The sequence below is a fragment of the Deltaproteobacteria bacterium genome, assembly GCA_019310525.1.
Lineage (GTDB): Bacteria > Desulfobacterota > DSM-4660 > Desulfatiglandales > HGW-15 > JAFDEE01.
Map to the genome: position 1 here is coordinate 25,524 of JAFDEE010000053.1, position 15,251 is coordinate 40,774.

Annotated in this window: 12 protein-coding genes; all 12 read left to right on the forward strand. The window is 51.1% G+C overall.

Annotation, left to right across the window (positions count from 1 at the left end; all coding sequences use genetic code 11):
• Nucleotides 1–167: 167 nt before the first annotated feature.
• Nucleotides 168–3,305 carry a CoB--CoM heterodisulfide reductase iron-sulfur subunit A family protein gene (locus tag JRF57_10960; protein MBW2304218.1) on the forward strand — a complete coding sequence of 1,046 codons (3,138 nt, stop codon included), beginning with the start codon at nt 168–170 and terminating at the stop codon, nt 3,303–3,305.
• A 50-nt stretch (nt 3,306–3,355) separates the two neighbouring features.
• Entirely contained in the window at nt 3,356–4,183 is an 828-nt protein-coding gene (locus JRF57_10965; protein ID MBW2304219.1) for a hydrogenase iron-sulfur subunit, read from the forward strand.
• Nucleotides 4,184–4,956: 773 nt separating this feature from the next.
• Nucleotides 4,957–5,661: a formate dehydrogenase accessory sulfurtransferase FdhD gene (locus tag JRF57_10970; protein ID MBW2304220.1), complete on the forward strand. Its 705-nt coding sequence runs from the start codon at nt 4,957–4,959 to the stop codon at nt 5,659–5,661.
• Complete coding sequence (fdhD, locus tag JRF57_10975; GenBank protein ID MBW2304221.1) at nt 5,658–6,476, forward strand: formate dehydrogenase accessory sulfurtransferase FdhD; 819 nt, start codon at nt 5,658–5,660, stop codon at nt 6,474–6,476. Before JRF57_10970 ends, fdhD begins: the two co-directional genes overlap by 4 nt.
• Before the next feature lie 52 nt (nt 6,477–6,528).
• On the forward strand, nt 6,529–8,163 hold the full coding sequence (locus JRF57_10980; protein MBW2304222.1) for a 2,3-bisphosphoglycerate-independent phosphoglycerate mutase: 1,635 nt from the start codon (nt 6,529–6,531) through the stop codon (nt 8,161–8,163).
• Nucleotides 8,164–8,491: 328 nt separating this feature from the next.
• Nucleotides 8,492–9,136: a TetR/AcrR family transcriptional regulator gene (locus JRF57_10985; GenBank protein MBW2304223.1), complete on the forward strand. Its 645-nt coding sequence runs from the start codon at nt 8,492–8,494 to the stop codon at nt 9,134–9,136.
• A 2-nt stretch (nt 9,137–9,138) separates the two neighbouring features.
• Entirely contained in the window at nt 9,139–9,927 is a 789-nt protein-coding gene (locus JRF57_10990) for an outer membrane lipoprotein-sorting protein (GenBank protein ID MBW2304224.1), read from the forward strand.
• 11 nt (nt 9,928–9,938) lie between these two features.
• On the forward strand, nt 9,939–11,162 hold the full coding sequence (locus tag JRF57_10995) for an ABC transporter permease (protein ID MBW2304225.1): 1,224 nt from the start codon (nt 9,939–9,941) through the stop codon (nt 11,160–11,162).
• 157 nt (nt 11,163–11,319) lie between these two features.
• Nucleotides 11,320–12,546 (forward strand): ABC transporter permease, encoded by a 1,227-nt coding sequence (locus tag JRF57_11000; GenBank protein ID MBW2304226.1) that lies wholly within the window; start codon nt 11,320–11,322, stop codon nt 12,544–12,546.
• Nucleotides 12,547–12,619: 73 nt separating this feature from the next.
• The gene (locus JRF57_11005) at nt 12,620–13,333 is read left to right on the forward strand and encodes an ABC transporter ATP-binding protein (protein ID MBW2304227.1); all 714 of its coding nucleotides are present in this window, start codon (nt 12,620–12,622) and stop codon (nt 13,331–13,333) included.
• Between the two features lie 121 nt (nt 13,334–13,454).
• A complete protein-coding gene (locus JRF57_11010) occupies nt 13,455–13,835 on the forward strand; it encodes a hypothetical protein (protein ID MBW2304228.1) in 381 nt (126 codons plus the stop codon).
• 43 nt (nt 13,836–13,878) lie between these two features.
• On the forward strand, nt 13,879–15,165 hold the full coding sequence (locus JRF57_11015) for a hypothetical protein (GenBank protein MBW2304229.1): 1,287 nt from the start codon (nt 13,879–13,881) through the stop codon (nt 15,163–15,165).
• The last annotated feature ends 86 nt before the right edge of the window (nt 15,166–15,251 follow it).

Below are 15,251 nucleotides of genomic sequence, written 5' to 3' on the forward strand. Positions count from 1 at the left end.
CGTAATCCCTCGATTTTCTTGAACTTGCGCAAAAATTCTCATTTCTCGATTGGAAATCTGACCTGTGCCCTAAGTTTATTTGCGGTTGGGCACTGTCTGAAGTAAGTACTGATAACCCGGACGCTCGGGACATTACGGGCACAAAAAATCTTGTGGGGTTATAAAAAATGGAAAGAGAATTTTTGATAAAAGAAAAAATTCAACAACTTTCTAAAAGTCTTGGAGACAGCAATTTCGGAGACGTTATGGTTGTTGGTGGAGGAATCAGTGGCATTCAAGCCTCTCTTGATCTTGCCGCTGCGGGTTTTAAGGTTTACCTTGTTGAGAAATCACCTGCTATCGGGGGCCATATGGCCCAACTTGACAAGACCTTCCCCACCAACGACTGCTCTATGTGAATACTTTCGCCCAAACTGGTCGAGGTCGGCCGGCATCCTAACATAGAGGTTTTGACTTATACTGAAGTTGACGGTGTAGAAGGGGAAGCAGGAGACTTTAAGGTAACCCTTATCAAGAAGCCCAGATACATTATAGAAGACAAATGCACGGGCTGCACCACCTGTGTAGAATACTGCCCAGTGGAATACCCTGATCAATTTAATCAGGAGATATCGAAGAATAAGGCTGTTCATATATACTTTGCCCAAGCAATTCCTCTTGTCGCATATATTGATGAAAGCTGTATTTATCTTAAAGAGAAGAAATGTCGTATTTGTGAAAGCGTCTGCAAGAATGAAGCCATAGATTTTAATCAAAGACCGGAGAAGATGGAAATAAAGGTTGGGGCGGTAATTCTGTCTCCCGGCTTTGAGCCCTTTGATCCTAGAGTTAGAGATGAATATGGCTACGGAAAGATGCAGAACGTGGTAACCAGTATGGATTACGAGCGGCTGCTATGTGCCACCGGGCCATATGAAGGTGAGATACTGCGTGCTTCCGACAAGAAACATCCACGCAAAATCGCCTGGATTCAATGCATCGGTTCCAGACGGGTCACCCCTGGTGATAACAGCTATTGTTCAGCCGTATGTTGTACCTATACCCAGAAACAGGTGATTTTGACAAAGGATCACGACGCTGAGGCGGAGTGTACGATATTCCATAATGATATCCGTTCTTATGGCAAAGATTTTGAATTATACTATCAGAGAGCAGAACAACTTCCCGGCATTCGTTTCATAAGAAGCTACGCGTCAATCGTAAGAGAGATTCCCGAGAGCAAGAATGTTGTTGTAAGATATGCAACTCCCGATGATGGAGTAAAAGAGGAAGAATTCGATATGGTCGTGTTATCCGTCGGGTTGAATCCTCCTGCAGATTACGAGGATCTGGCGGATAAGTTCGGAATCGAGCTCAATTCCCATGGATTCTGTAATGCAGTTTCTTCCAATCCAATGGAGACAAACAGACCCGGGATCTTTGTAAGCGGCGCCTTCCAGGGGCCTACAGATATCCCGGAGTCGGTCTTTTCCGCGAGCGGAGCAGGATCCCAATGTGCTGAACTCCTTGACTACAGGCGCGGGAAGCTGACCAAGGAAAGAATATATCCGGAAGAAAGAGATGTTTCAAACGAGGAACCCAGGGTCGGAGTTTTTGTATGTCATTGTGGAGCAAATATTGGAAGTGTGGTAGATGTTCCTTCCGTGGTCGAATATGCCTTGACCCTGCCTAATGTAATCTACGCTCAGGAGCAGTTGTTTTCATGCGCTACCAACTCTGCAAAAGAAATAACGGACATGATCAAGGAAAAAGGGATCAATCGAGTGGTTATTGCTGCATGCAGCCCCAGGACCCTTGAACCGTTATTCTGGGATACTCTTCGGGAAGCGGGAATTAATCAGTATTTCCTGGAGATGGCTAATATTAGAGAGCATTGCTCCTGGGTCCACTCACGAGAAAAAGAAGACGCCACCCAAAAGTCGAAGGATATAGTCCGGATGTCGGTGGCCCGGGCTTGCCATCTGGAACCCTTACAGGAAATTGATCTGCCGGTAAACAAGACGGCGTTGGTGGTTGGTGGAGGAATAGCCGGCATGACTTGTGCCCTCTCCATAGCCAATCAGGGACATGAGGTTTATCTGGTTGAAAAAGATTCTGACCTGGGGGGAACAGCGCGGAGGCTCCATTACACTTTAGAGGGGCTGGATGTCCAGGCCTATTTGGGTGACCTCGTGCGCAAAGTTTATCAACACCCTTTAATACATGTCTATACTGATGCCGTTATCACAGAGGCTACCGGTTATGTCGGGAATTTCGTAACCAAAGTAAAGTCTGAAAGAGGGGTTACAGAGATAAAACATGGAGCAGCCGTTATCGCGATCGGAGCCGATGAATATAAACCCACCGAATACCTTTATGGAGAAGATGAAAGGGTAATGACCCACCTTGAGTTGGAGGAGCTGATAGCCAAAGGAGACGAAAGGCTTATCAACTCCAACAGCCTGGTCATGATCCAATGCGTAGGCTGCAGACAAGAGGACAGAAATTACTGTGCCCGGGTATGTTGCAGCCATGCTATAAAGAATGCCCTGAAACTGAAAGAAATAAACCCCGAGATGGATATTTACATTCTCTTTCGGGATATGAGAACCTATGGATTCAGGGAGGATTATTACCGAGAAGCGTCCAATAAGGATGTAAAGTTCATCTGCTATGAGCCGGATGATAAACCTCAGGTGGAAGCTGTTGAAGAAGAGGGTCGGCCTGTTTTAAGGGTTACCGTGACCGACTCCATCTTGGGTCAGAAGCTTGCATTAGACGCTGATTTCCTTTCTTTGGCTGCTGCCGTTATTCCACCTGCAGAAAACAAGGAAATATCCCAATTGTTCAAGGTCTCTTTGGGACCGGATGACTTTTTCAAAGAGGCGCATGTCAAATTAAGACCTGTTGAGTTCAGTACAGATGGTGTCTATCTTTGCGGAATGGCCCACTACCCCAAACACATACCGGAAGTGATCAACCAGGCCTTTGGAGCTGCAGGTAGGACTTTAACTCTCCTCTCAAACGATATAATCACTGTCTCAGGTTCAGTTTGCGAGGTGGACGAGAAGAAGTGTATGGGATGTGGGGCATGTATTTCAGCATGTACGTATGGCGCCATAGAGTTCCGTGAGACACGACAGGGCAAAAAGGCTGTAGTTAATCCTGTTATTTGTAAAGGAGACGGTCTTTGTAATGCAAAGTGTCCGACAGGAGCCATTTCACTAAAGCACTTTACCGATGAAGAGATAGTAAGCCAAATCGATGCCGCGGCTTCGGAGGAAGAGATCATACAACAAATCGATGCAGCGGTTGGAGATGTCTAAGGATCCACGGAAGAATTAAGCGGGAATTACTTATACGGGAGGAAGAAGGAATGAGTGACGGACTTCAATTTAAGCCGAATATATTAGGTTTTGTCTGTCATTGGTGAGCATACGGCGCTGCTGACCTGGCTGGAGTTTCCAGACTGCAATATACGACTGACATCAAACTCATTCGTGTCATGTGTTCAGGTCGAGTCGACCTGGAATATGTACTTAGATCTTTCTTGAATGGCATGGATGGAGTTTTTATTGGTGGTTGTCGTCTTAATGAGTGCAATTATATTACTCATGGAAATTACCATGCACTGAACATGGTGCATCTGTGCAAAAAAATTATGGAATACATAGGCCTGAACCCGGAAAGATTAAGGATAGAATTTATGACTTCCGGGGAAGGAATCCTTTTTGCTGAACTTATGAATGATTTCGCCAAGAAGGTGAGGGAAATAGGACCTCTAGGCAAAAGCGAAGGAATAGAAGAAAATGAATTGAAAAGCAGATTGGAGAATGTAAAAAAGCTGGTTCCTTACATTAAACTGATAAAAAAAGAGAAGATGGCGCTACGCCTTGATAATATAGAAGAATATAATGAACTTTATACCAGTGAAGAAATAGACAAGCTGTTTAGTGAAGTAGTCTCTTACTATATTGATCCTGAAAAGTGCCAGGCCTGCATGATATGCCGGAGGAGATGCCCCGCAGAGGCGATCATTGGCGGCAAAAAACAGATACATGTCATTGACCAGGATAAATGCATAAAATGTGGAACCTGCTTTGAAGCTTGTCCCCCCCGCTTTGGTGCAATTAAAAAAATTATAGGAGAGCCAGTTCCGCCTCCTATTCCTGAAGAACAAAGGGCTATTGCCAGAACGGGCTAAATAGTGCCCATTCATAAATGGCCCTTTTGCTCAATCTTCCGCCTTCGCTATGGCTACGGTGTGACAAGTTGCGTCAGGCTCAGATTTTAATCCTCGAAATACTTCAATGTATGGTGCCTCTGCCGCGTGGCATCCCAAGCGGGGCGGTTAAAATCTTCGCCTTCCTTGACCTTGAACAAAATTGCCTGCTTTATGGATGGGCACTAAATAAAGAAATCCTTTTGTAGCCTGACAAAAAAGACTTCTAAACTTTGGGGCCGCGGGAAATTAGAAGCTCATTCGGAGTATGTGAGGTAACCGTTTAGAATCAAAGGCAAATTCATCATCAAAGAAAAACATCATATTATCTCTTTTGATGATGCCTCTTTTCTGAGCGTGAAAATGCCTGTAATCTCCGTGGTTGAAAGAGGGCGCACATTTACGGAAATAACCTTGCGGAACAGAAACTGCGCGATGCATAGACGCTGCCTTCGTTGTCCGGGAAGGGTCCTCTGATCAGCTGAATACGGCCCCAAAACCATTGATTTTGATATTCAGGATGAAAGCTCAAGCCCATTTCAAGTTATTTTCCTGAAAAACCTATTAATCCCAATCCTGTCTCACTCCTCCCTGGCTTCATGAATGACCATGATTCTGTGCCTGAAAAATTCCTTTCAAATCAAGAAGTTATCGTAAGGCAACTTGATAACAAAGAACTGGTTGAATATAATTTATATTTCAAGCAGATGCTTCACGATGCCTTTCTTTCCGGCTGAAAGGCGAATATTCAAAAAATGACGAATAGCAATGTATTACAGGAAGTTGAGCTGATCCGGATGAACGGAGGTTGTGAGCGAACCACCGAACATATCATCCGTGAGACCGCCCAGACATTTCGCATTAACGGCGAGCCATATGTCACAGCCATGATGCTGGCCGGAATGGAAAAGGAGTTCGCGGTGGGGCATCTCTATGCCCAAGGGATAATCTCAGGGATGTCCGATATTGTGTCAATCACCGTGACCGGGACGACGTTAGAGGTAATGCTGGCCTATACCAAGAAACCCGGCGAAGAGCCTGGCCCGGTTGACTCCGACCTCGTCGTCGACTGCAACACAGTGTTCACCTGCGTCAAGGCTATCTTGAAATCTGATATCTTTGCCGAGACCGAGGCGGTACATTCCGCCGGGCTGTTCATGGAAGGAACAGAAACCGTTTCCATCGTGGAAGACCTGGGCCGTCACCATGCCCTTGATAAAGTCATCGGTGCGGCGCTCTTACAGGGTAAGGATTTAACCAGGGCGTTAGTCACCTCTACCGGACGCTTACCGGCCGAGATGATCTCCAAGTGCCGCAACGCCGGCATCCCCATCATAGCCACCAAGGGGGTGCCGACTACCAAGGCCGTGGAGCTGGCAAAGCGGAGCGGGATCACAATTGCAGGTCTGGTGCGAAGTACGACAATGTTCGTCTATTCGCACCCGGAGCGGATAAGATGAATTTGGAAGCCAAATCCATGATACTTCCGGGCCGGCAGCTCCGGGAGAGAAAGTTCACGGACGTTGAAATCCCAGTTGTCATAGAGCGGGAGCTGCGCATCATTTTCAATGGCAAACACCTCGTCACTGCATCTTTGATGCCGGGGATGGAACAGGAATTTGTGACCGGTTACCTCTTCAGTCAGGGTTTTATTAAGACGACTAAGGATATTTCATCTCTTGTGGTCGAAGGTGCCTCCGCCAGTGTGACCCTGTCTGAAACGGCAGTCCCTGCGCTCACGGAGACCAGCTATCGTATCGTTTCAGGGGGCGGTCGCACGGCTTATACCGATGGAAGCCTGCCTGAAATCAGGTCCGATCTAACTGTGCAAAAGGATGCCGTGTTCCGGGCTATGAACCATTTGTTCGATATTGCCACGGTCTATAAGGAGACGAAGGGCGTTCACTCCGCCGGGATATTCACACCGACTGCCGAACCCGTTTGCATTGTTGAAGAGATCGGGCGGCATAACTGCCTGGATAAGGCCATCGGTTACGCACTTCTCCGCAACATCGATTGCAGCCGCCACTTTATTGCTTCTACGGGCCGCATGGCCTCGGAGATGGTGGCCAAGCTATGCAGGGCGGGGTTTCCGGTGGTGGCCACCAAAACGGCCGTGACGGATAAGGGATTAGAGACAGCTCAGGCCAGTGGAATGACGCTCATCGGCTTCGTCCGGGACAGGGGCACGAGAATTAACACGGACATGGAGGTGAGGGTAATCGAAGAGCCGGTGATGAAAATCTATACGGGTGGTGAACGGATAACCTGTTAATGTCCCATTCCGGGAAAGGGATATAAACCGCCGCGGAGGGAAAGCCGTGAAACTGAGCCTTAAGAAACTTACCGGCCGCCATGCCGCCGGACCCAGAGGACCACTTCTTCTCATTATTATGGACGGTGTTGGTTTGGGGCCTGATGATGATACGAATGCCGTGTATTTGGCAAAAACCCCCACCCTGGACAGGCTTCTTAGCTCCCCACTCTTTGCCAGGCTCCAGGCCCATGGGACTGCTGTGGGACTCCCCACGGACAAAGACATGGGAAACAGCGAAGTAGGCCACAACGCCCTTGGAGCGGGAAGGGTCTTTGACCAGGGCGCAAGGCTGGTCAACAAGGCCATCAAGTCCGGGAAGATTTTTAAGACGGAGCTCTGGAAAAGCATAGAGCAACGGGTTTTGAATGGGGGGACCTTGCACTTCATCGGGCTGCTTTCAGATGGAAATGTCCATTCCCATATAGATCAGCTCTTTTCCATGTTGGATCATTGCGCGGAGCAAGGGTTGGGGCGGGTCCGGGTCCATGCCTTGCTTGACGGGAGAGACGTGGGAGAGCGCTCGGCCCTGGATTACGTTGTTCCCACCCAGGAAAAACTGAAGGCCCTTTCCGAGGCAAAGAGCCTGGACTATCGAATCGCGTCCGGGGGAGGCCGCATGAAGGTGACCATGGACCGTTACAACGCGGACTGGAACATCGTCAAGCGGGGGTGGGAGGCCCACGTGCTAGGGAAGGGGAGACCCTTCCGATCGGCCGAGGAGGCCGTAAGGACCTATTATGCGGAAGATCCCGAGATTACGGATCAATACATGGATCCCTTTGTGGTCGTGGACGAGAAAGGCCGTCCCGTCGGTCCCATTCGGGACGGGGATGTTGTAATCTTTTTCAATTTCCGGGGAGACCGGGCCATTGAGATCTCCCGGGCCTTCACTGAAAAGGATTTCAAAGAATTCGATCGTGGCCCGCTCCCAGATATTCTTTATGCAGGGATGATGGAATACGATGGCGATACCCATATCCCTCCCAATTACCTGGTCATGCCGCCAGTCATTGACCGTACAGTGAGCGAATACCTTTGCGCCGCCGGAGTGACGAGTTTCGCTATCTCAGAGACCCAGAAATTCGGCCACGTAACCTATTTCTGGAACGGAAACCGTTCTGGATACATAGATCCATCCCTTGAGACCTATATTGAAATTCCCTCTGACAAGATCGAGTTCGACAAGGCCCCCAAGATGAAGGCCCTTGAGATCAAGGACAAGACAATAGACCTGTTGAGGTCAGGGAAATACCGTTTTGGGCGCCTGAATTTTGCCAACGGGGACATGGTTGGACATACAGGAGTGATGGAAGCAGCCATTGAGGCCGTGGAGACGGTGGATCGTTGCGTGGGTGAATTGCTGACTGTAATCGAGGAGTTGGAGGGCATCGCGGTGGTCACCGCAGATCATGGGAACGCAGACGAGATGTTATCGGTGGACAAGAATGGAGAAAGACACATCCGCACGGCTCATTCCCTGAATCCCGTCCCCTTTGCCATTTTTGATCCTCGATATGAGGGAAATTATGGCATGGCTCCCATTCAAAGACCCGGACTTTCCAACGTGGCCGCCACCCTCTTGAATCTTCTGGGGTACGAAAAGGTGCCGGACTACGATCCTTCCTTGATCCGATTTTCCGATTGATAGCACGATGGTTTTTTCTTGGAATTTTTCCTTGACAAAGGAGTTTTTGTTTGGTTATTATTCTGACCGACCAGTCGGTCAGAATAGAAAACAAAAAATAATGTCCCGAATCTATTCCAGATGCCCATGGATCAATGATAACCAAATAAAGCTGAAGGGCTTGATATTTCGAGAATTCAAGAGGCCAAGTTATGGAACATATTCATCGAATCCTTTTCCCGACGAAAACTTGAAATAGAGAATTTCCTTGAAGGCGAAGGATTCTCTTCTGACAAGGATGTCTCGCAATGAATTTCAGACTGACCGGTCGGTTTTGTGGGGAAAATATATGGGACTCCGAGATCAATCAAGATTGGATAAAAAAAATCGAATTCTGGAGGCAGCAGCCCGGGTGTTTGCCCGCAGGGGATATTCAGGCGCGGTGATGGCCGATATCGCCGAAGAGGCGGGTATCGGGAAGGGTACCCTCTATGAATACTTCGACAGCAAGGAGGAACTCTTTTTCGGGGTCTTCGGGTGGTTCATGGGGATGATGCTGGAACTCAGCCGGGTTGAAACTTCGGTGTTGGGGGCATCGGCGAGCGAAAAGATCCTGGCCATAATGGAGTCTCTCATCCGGATAACCGGTGAAGAGATGAATGAAATGATGACCCTGTTCATGGAATTCTGGGCGGCCTCCGGGGCATCCAGGATGCAGGAAAGGTTCAAGCAGGCGTTCAGGGAGACCTACACCGGATTTCGAAAGATCTTTGCCGCCCTGATTCGGGAAGGCATGGAGAGGGGGGAATTCAGGAGCGATGCGGATCCGGAGTCTCTTGCAGCGGTTCTGGTGGGAAGCTGGGACGGGTTGTTTCTCCAGGCCTGGTTCGAGCCCTCCTTTGACGTGGAAAAGGTGCTCAAGGACTTTCTGGAGACTCTTTTTAAGGGCCTGATGCAAAAACCGAAGCAAACGATGGAACCGGAGGAGGGGTAGGCATGAATAAAAGAGGATGGTTGATTTCTGTGTATCGGTTCTTCTGGCCGGGCCTTTTGCTTATTCTGGTGATACTACCCGGAAAAGAGGTCTCGGGTTCCGAGGCATTGACTCCCAAAGAGATCCTGGACCGGGTGGACGATCTTTTCCGGGGGAGATCCAGCCACGGTAACATGACTATGGTTATCAAGACCGCCCATTGGCAACGCACCCTTTCCCTAGAGTTCTGGAGTGAGGGAAAGGAAAAATCGCTCATACGGATCCTTGCACCAAAAAAGGAAAAGGGGACGGCCACCCTCCGGGTGGACAATGACATCTGGAATTATCTCCCCAAGGTCAACCGGGTGATCAAGCTCCCGTCTTCCATGATGTCCGCCTCCTGGATGGGATCCCATTTCACGAACGATGACTTGGTGAAAGAGAGCCGTATGGCCGAAGATTATACCTTTAAGGTCACCTTCAACGGAAAGAGGAACGGGCGGGACATAGTGGAGATCACCTGCCACCCTAAGCCCGAAGCAGCCGTCGTGTGGGGAAAGGTTGTTATTACGGTTCGGAAGGAGGATTATTTGCCCCTTTTTTCACGTTACTATGACGAAGACTTGAACCTAGCCAGGACCATGTATTTTTCGGATATCGGACCTCTGGGAGACAGAATCCTGCCGCGCCGGATGAGTGTGGTTCCAGAGGACAAGCCCGGTGAAAAGACGGAAGTAATCTATGAAAAGATGAGTTTCAACCTGGTACTCCCCCGGGACACCTTCTCCATCCGGACCCTGATGAGGAGATAGGGGGTTTCCCCATGAACCATATCCTCTGTATCGCTTGGCGGAACCTGTGGCGAAACCCCAGGCGCACCCTGATCACTGTCGTGGCAATCGGCCTTAACGTGGCCGTGCTCATCGCGAGCTATGGCCTCATGGAGGGCATACTGGAGCATTTTCTCTCCAGCGCCACCAACATCGTGGTCGGGGAGGTTCAGATCCATTCTCCCAAGTTCTTGGTGGACCGATCTGTGTACAGGGATCTGGAAGCACCGGATGACATCCTTTCCCGATTAAAGAGATGGAATCTCCCGGCCGTTGCCCGCAGTTACGGGTTCGGGCTGGTGGCTCATGGGACCAAATCCGCAGGAGCGCTTTTCTGGGGGGTGGACCCGGTTGCGGAAAGGAGTGTGTTCGATCTTGCAGGAAACGTGCTGGAAGGCTCTTTCCTCTCCCCTGTGCCCCAGGGTGGGATAGTCCTTGGAAAGAAGCTGGCCAGGACCCTGAACGTCTCGGTGGGTGACGAGATCATCGTAGTGGTCCAGGCCGCCGACGGCTCCCTCGGGAATGAGCTCTACCATGTCCGGGGCATATTGAAGAACGTAGGGGACAGGATAGACCGGGAAGCAGCGATCCTTCACCGGGAGGATTTCAAGACCCTTTTCGTCTCAGGGGGGAGGATTCACGAGATTGCCGTCAACACCCGGGGAAAGGTCCCCCTGGAAAGGTTGAAAGAAATGGCCGCACGGGCCGCTCCCGGGGCGGAGATCAAGACCTGGCGCGACCTCCTTCCATCCCTCTCAGATATGATGAACTTTTTTGATGCCTCCATGTGGCTTATGGGAATGATTTTTTTTATCGCCGCCGCCCTGGGGGTGATGAACACCATGCTCATGTCCACCTTTGAACGGATAAGGGAATTCGGCATCCTCAAGGCCCTGGGGGCCACTCCCTGGCGGATCCTCCTGGACGTGGCCGCGGAGGCATGGGTGCTTGGTTTGATATCGACCCTTGCAGGGATCCTGATTGGGCTGCCATTGACATATTACCTCCAGGTAGCCGGGCTCGACTTGAGCATGTTCGCCTCAGGGGATGTCTCGGTGGCTGGTGTGGCCCTTGATCCAATCTGGCGGGCGGCCCTCGCCCCCAAGACCGTAGCTGTTCCTGTGGTGGTCATGTGGGTGGTATGCCTGTTGGCTTCCCTATACCCCGCGGCCATTGCGGCGCGTCTCGACCCGGTGAAGGCTATGGTGCGGACCTGAGAGGTCATGAAAAAGGGTGCTGCCCGGATTCAAGGGGTTGTCGCGGGAGGAATCCCCTGAAAGAACGGCCGGCGGGTCCCTTGTATCCTGGAAGGCTTAGAAAAAAAGGATCTTTGATTCGGAAATTACGAATCGGGTCCAGGAAAGGGAGAGAGTCTTGGTCATTCGACTGGCTTGGAGAAATATTTGGCGAAATCGCAGAAGAACGATTATCACCTTGTTCTCCATCGGCATGGGATTGACATTCAGCCTCTTTTTCATCGCCCTTGGCGAAGGCGTCTACGACCAGATGATCGATCAGATCGTGCGAATGCAGGCCGGTCATATCACTCTGCAACATCCGAAATACCGGGATGCCCCGTCCGTGGATCAATGGATAGAGATTCCACAAGAATTGCGCCGCGAGATCGAAAGATGGCCAGAGGTGGAGAGCACCAAGATGCTCGTCCTGGGACAGGGAATCGCCAAAACAGGATCCGGCAATGTGGCGGCAGCCATCATGGGGGTAGAGCCCGGTGTGGAGCGTCAAAGTTCTCCCCTGGCAAAGAACCTGGTGGAGGGGGCCTATCTCCAGGAAAAAGATAAGTCTCTGGTTGTGCTGGGTTTGGAGATGGCCGAACGGTTGCATCTGGGTTTAGGCAAAAAACTGGTGATTTCCACCAACGACGTCAACGGGATGCTCGTGGACCAGCTCTGCCGTGTGAAGGGGATTTACAGGACGGGCTCTGATGAGATGGATGCGTACGTGATCCAGGTGCCTATCACCTTTGCCCGTCGCCTTTTCAACATGCCTGAAAAGGGCGCGACCGAGATGGGTGTGATCCTGAAAAATCCCGGGTTTCAGGAAGCCGTGCTGAAAAAGATCCAGGCCAGAACCCGGGACCTGGGGGTCTCCGTGCTCACATGGCAGGAAGTCCTGCCCCAGGTCGCCTCTTACATCAGAATGGACAAGGGTTCCAACTGGGTTTTACAGGGAATCCTGATTTTTCTCATCCTCTTCACCATTTTCAACACCATGTTGATGTCTGTTCTGGAGCGCAAAAGAGAATTCGCGATGCTCCTGGCCCTGGGCACGGCACCGGGTAAGCTCAGACTTCAAGTTTTCATGGAATCCGTGCTCCTTGGCTTTATCGGAAGTTGCGGGGGAATGTTGATGGGCAGCCTTGCCGTCTACCTCGGCCATCGATATGGAATCAATATGAGCGCCATCATGGGGGATTCCGTGAACATATCCGGTTTCGCCGTCTCCACCAAGATGCACACCAAATTCTCTTATGGGATCATCCTGGGTACCACGGCGGTTGTCTTTGGAGCCACGGTGCTCCTCAGCCTCCTTCCCATGAGGCATGCAACGAAATTGTCCATCGTGGAGAACATAAAGTAGGGATAACACTTCGGTGTTTAGAGACAGCGTCTGTCCATAAATGGCTTTGGAAGAAAAACAACAAGGGGAATCAATGAATGAAATCGTCACCATTCGGGGGCTTCTCAAGGATTACGGGGAAGGAGGGGGGGTCACCCATGCTCTGCGCGGGATCGATCTGGATCTTGCCCGGGGTGAGTTCACGGCCATGGCAGGACCTTCCGGTTCAGGCAAAAGTACGCTTTTGAACATCATCGGGGGATTGGACCGGCCGACATCCGGCTCGGTGAGAGTGGCGGGAGAAGATCTCAGTAAACTCACCCGTTCTGATTTGAGCCGCTTGCGAAGGGACCGGATCGGATTCGTTTTCCAGTCCTACAACCTGATTCCGGTTCTCAACGTGATGGAAAACGCTGAGTACGTTTTGCTTCTTCAGGGCATGAGGCTTCGGGAACGGAGGGAAAGGGTTCGCCGGGTGTTGAAAGAAGTGGGCTTGGAAGGTCTTGAAAACCGCTTTCCCCGGGAGCTTTCAGGGGGGCAGCAACAGCGGGTTGCCATCGCGCGGGCCGTGGCCCCTGAGCCGCCTCTGATCCTGGCCGATGAGCCCACCGCCAATGTGGATTCCAAGACGGCCGCCGCCCTTCTGGATCTCATGAGGCGGCTTAACGAGGAAAAGGGCATTACCTTCCTTTTTTCCACCCATGACCCTGCGGTCATGAAAAGGGCGAGGCGTTTGATCCTGCTGAAGGACGGAAGGATCGACGGAAGCAGGGAGAACAAAGAAGAAGAGGGCTCGGAGGCCGGATAGACTCCCTGATGAAACATCCCCTCCCGGCCCTGAGTTGCCCGGGCCTTTTCGGTCACCAAAGGAGAATCCTAAGTAAAAGGATCTCATCAAAATTTTGAAACGCTCAGTTTAGGAGAATGTCATGTGGGAACTACTGTCCCGGATTTACCTGATCAATGGGACTCTCCTGATCGACCATGAAATCGATTCCGCCTACTGGCGGGAGTGGAACCTTTTCCGGCTTCCAGGTGGAATCGGGGCCTTTGTCTTGATCCACCTTCCCGTGCTTTTCTTGATACTCTGGGGAATTATTCTCCTTGAGAGGCGGTCCGTCTGGGGAATCATCCTTTCAATTATCTTGGGGCTGTCTGGCATTTTCGCCTTTGCCGCCCACGCATACTTCATAAAGAGGGGACATCCGGAGTTCAGGTCCAAAACCAGCATTTCCCTGCTCCTGGCTATCTTACTTGTATCTCTACTTCAAGTGGGTACAGGACTTCGTGCCTTCTTAGGGATCCTTTGAGATGAGCGTTTCGTTTCGCGGGAGGTTTAGAGGAAATTGGTTGTTGTGCGGGTTTCTTGTGATGGCCTGCGTATTTACCTGTTCCCGTCCTTCCCGGGCGATTACAGGGAACAGTGATGAGGGATTCGGACTTGACGGCAGCCTAAGGATCATCGGCGCCTTGTTCAGGAATCGTGATGGATCCTCCGGTCCTGGAGCGGAAAAATACGATGAATACATGCAGGCCGTGCTGCGACTCGCAGCAGCCGGCCGGCCCCGCGAAGACCTGTTTTACGAGATCCACTTGGTCCAGTCCCTGACTTATTTCTCGGGAGGGAAAGGCCAGGGCGGAAACATCGATCTCACCGGCGGTAATACCCGATACCGGGCCCTGGATGAAGCCTCCAAATGGTGGACGAGGAAAGATGCCGAGACGTTGCTTTGGTTGGATCGATTTAACTTGAAAATGGCCTTTCCGGTAATGGACGTAACTATCGGCAGGCAGGCGGTCACCTTCGGCAAGGCCCATTTCTGGAATCCCCTGGATGTCTACCTGCCTTTCGCTCCGGCCCAGTTCGACCGGGACTACAAGGCCGGAGTGGATGCCCTGAGACTGGATTTCCCCCTGGGGGACTTTTCAGGGATCACCCTTGTGGGGGTCCTGGGAAGGGAGATAGATAGCTCGGGGCATTATGCGCACGAAGAGCGGAGATTCCACGCGGACTGGTACGGTTCATCCCTGCTGGCACGTTTTTTCACGAACCTGGGAGGCTGGGACCTTGCCTTCCAGGGGGGAAAGATATACGGCGGGTACCAGGTGGGTGGTGCATTCACCGGGGAAATCAAGGGCGTGGAGGTGCGGGGAGAAGCGGCTTATTTCCGTGGGAGCGAGAGCCCGGCCCTGAACTATCCACTTAAGGGCGATCTTTTCGAAGATAGACTTACGGCCGTAATCGGCCTCGGGAAGCGTTTTCCAAACAGCTTGGTCCTTGATGCGGAGTACCTTTTTAATGGAGGAGGGGAATCCAACCTTTCCAGATCAGCGGTTGCCCGCTTCCGGCAAGGGGCCATCCCTCACCTGGGAAGACACCTGGCAGGCTTCATGGCCTCTTACGAGTTCACGCCCCTTTTAGTGGGGCAGTTCTCATTGATCTATTCCTTCTCGGATCATTCTTGCCAGTTTCAACCCAACCTTACACTCTCTCTTTCCGACGATTCGGACCTGATCATGGGAGCGAGTGTGAATGTCGGAAAGGTTCCGGAAGTGTCGGATTTGGGGGTGTCTGAACCAAGGAGCGAATTCGGATCCTACCCCCACATGGTTTTTATGGAGTTGAAGGTCTATTTCTAAATATGCCGGGCTCCCGGAGAAAATCCCGAGCCCCTGGCGAGTACTTCAATTCGATACCAGGCTCCAGGGGCCGATGGCGCCTTTTC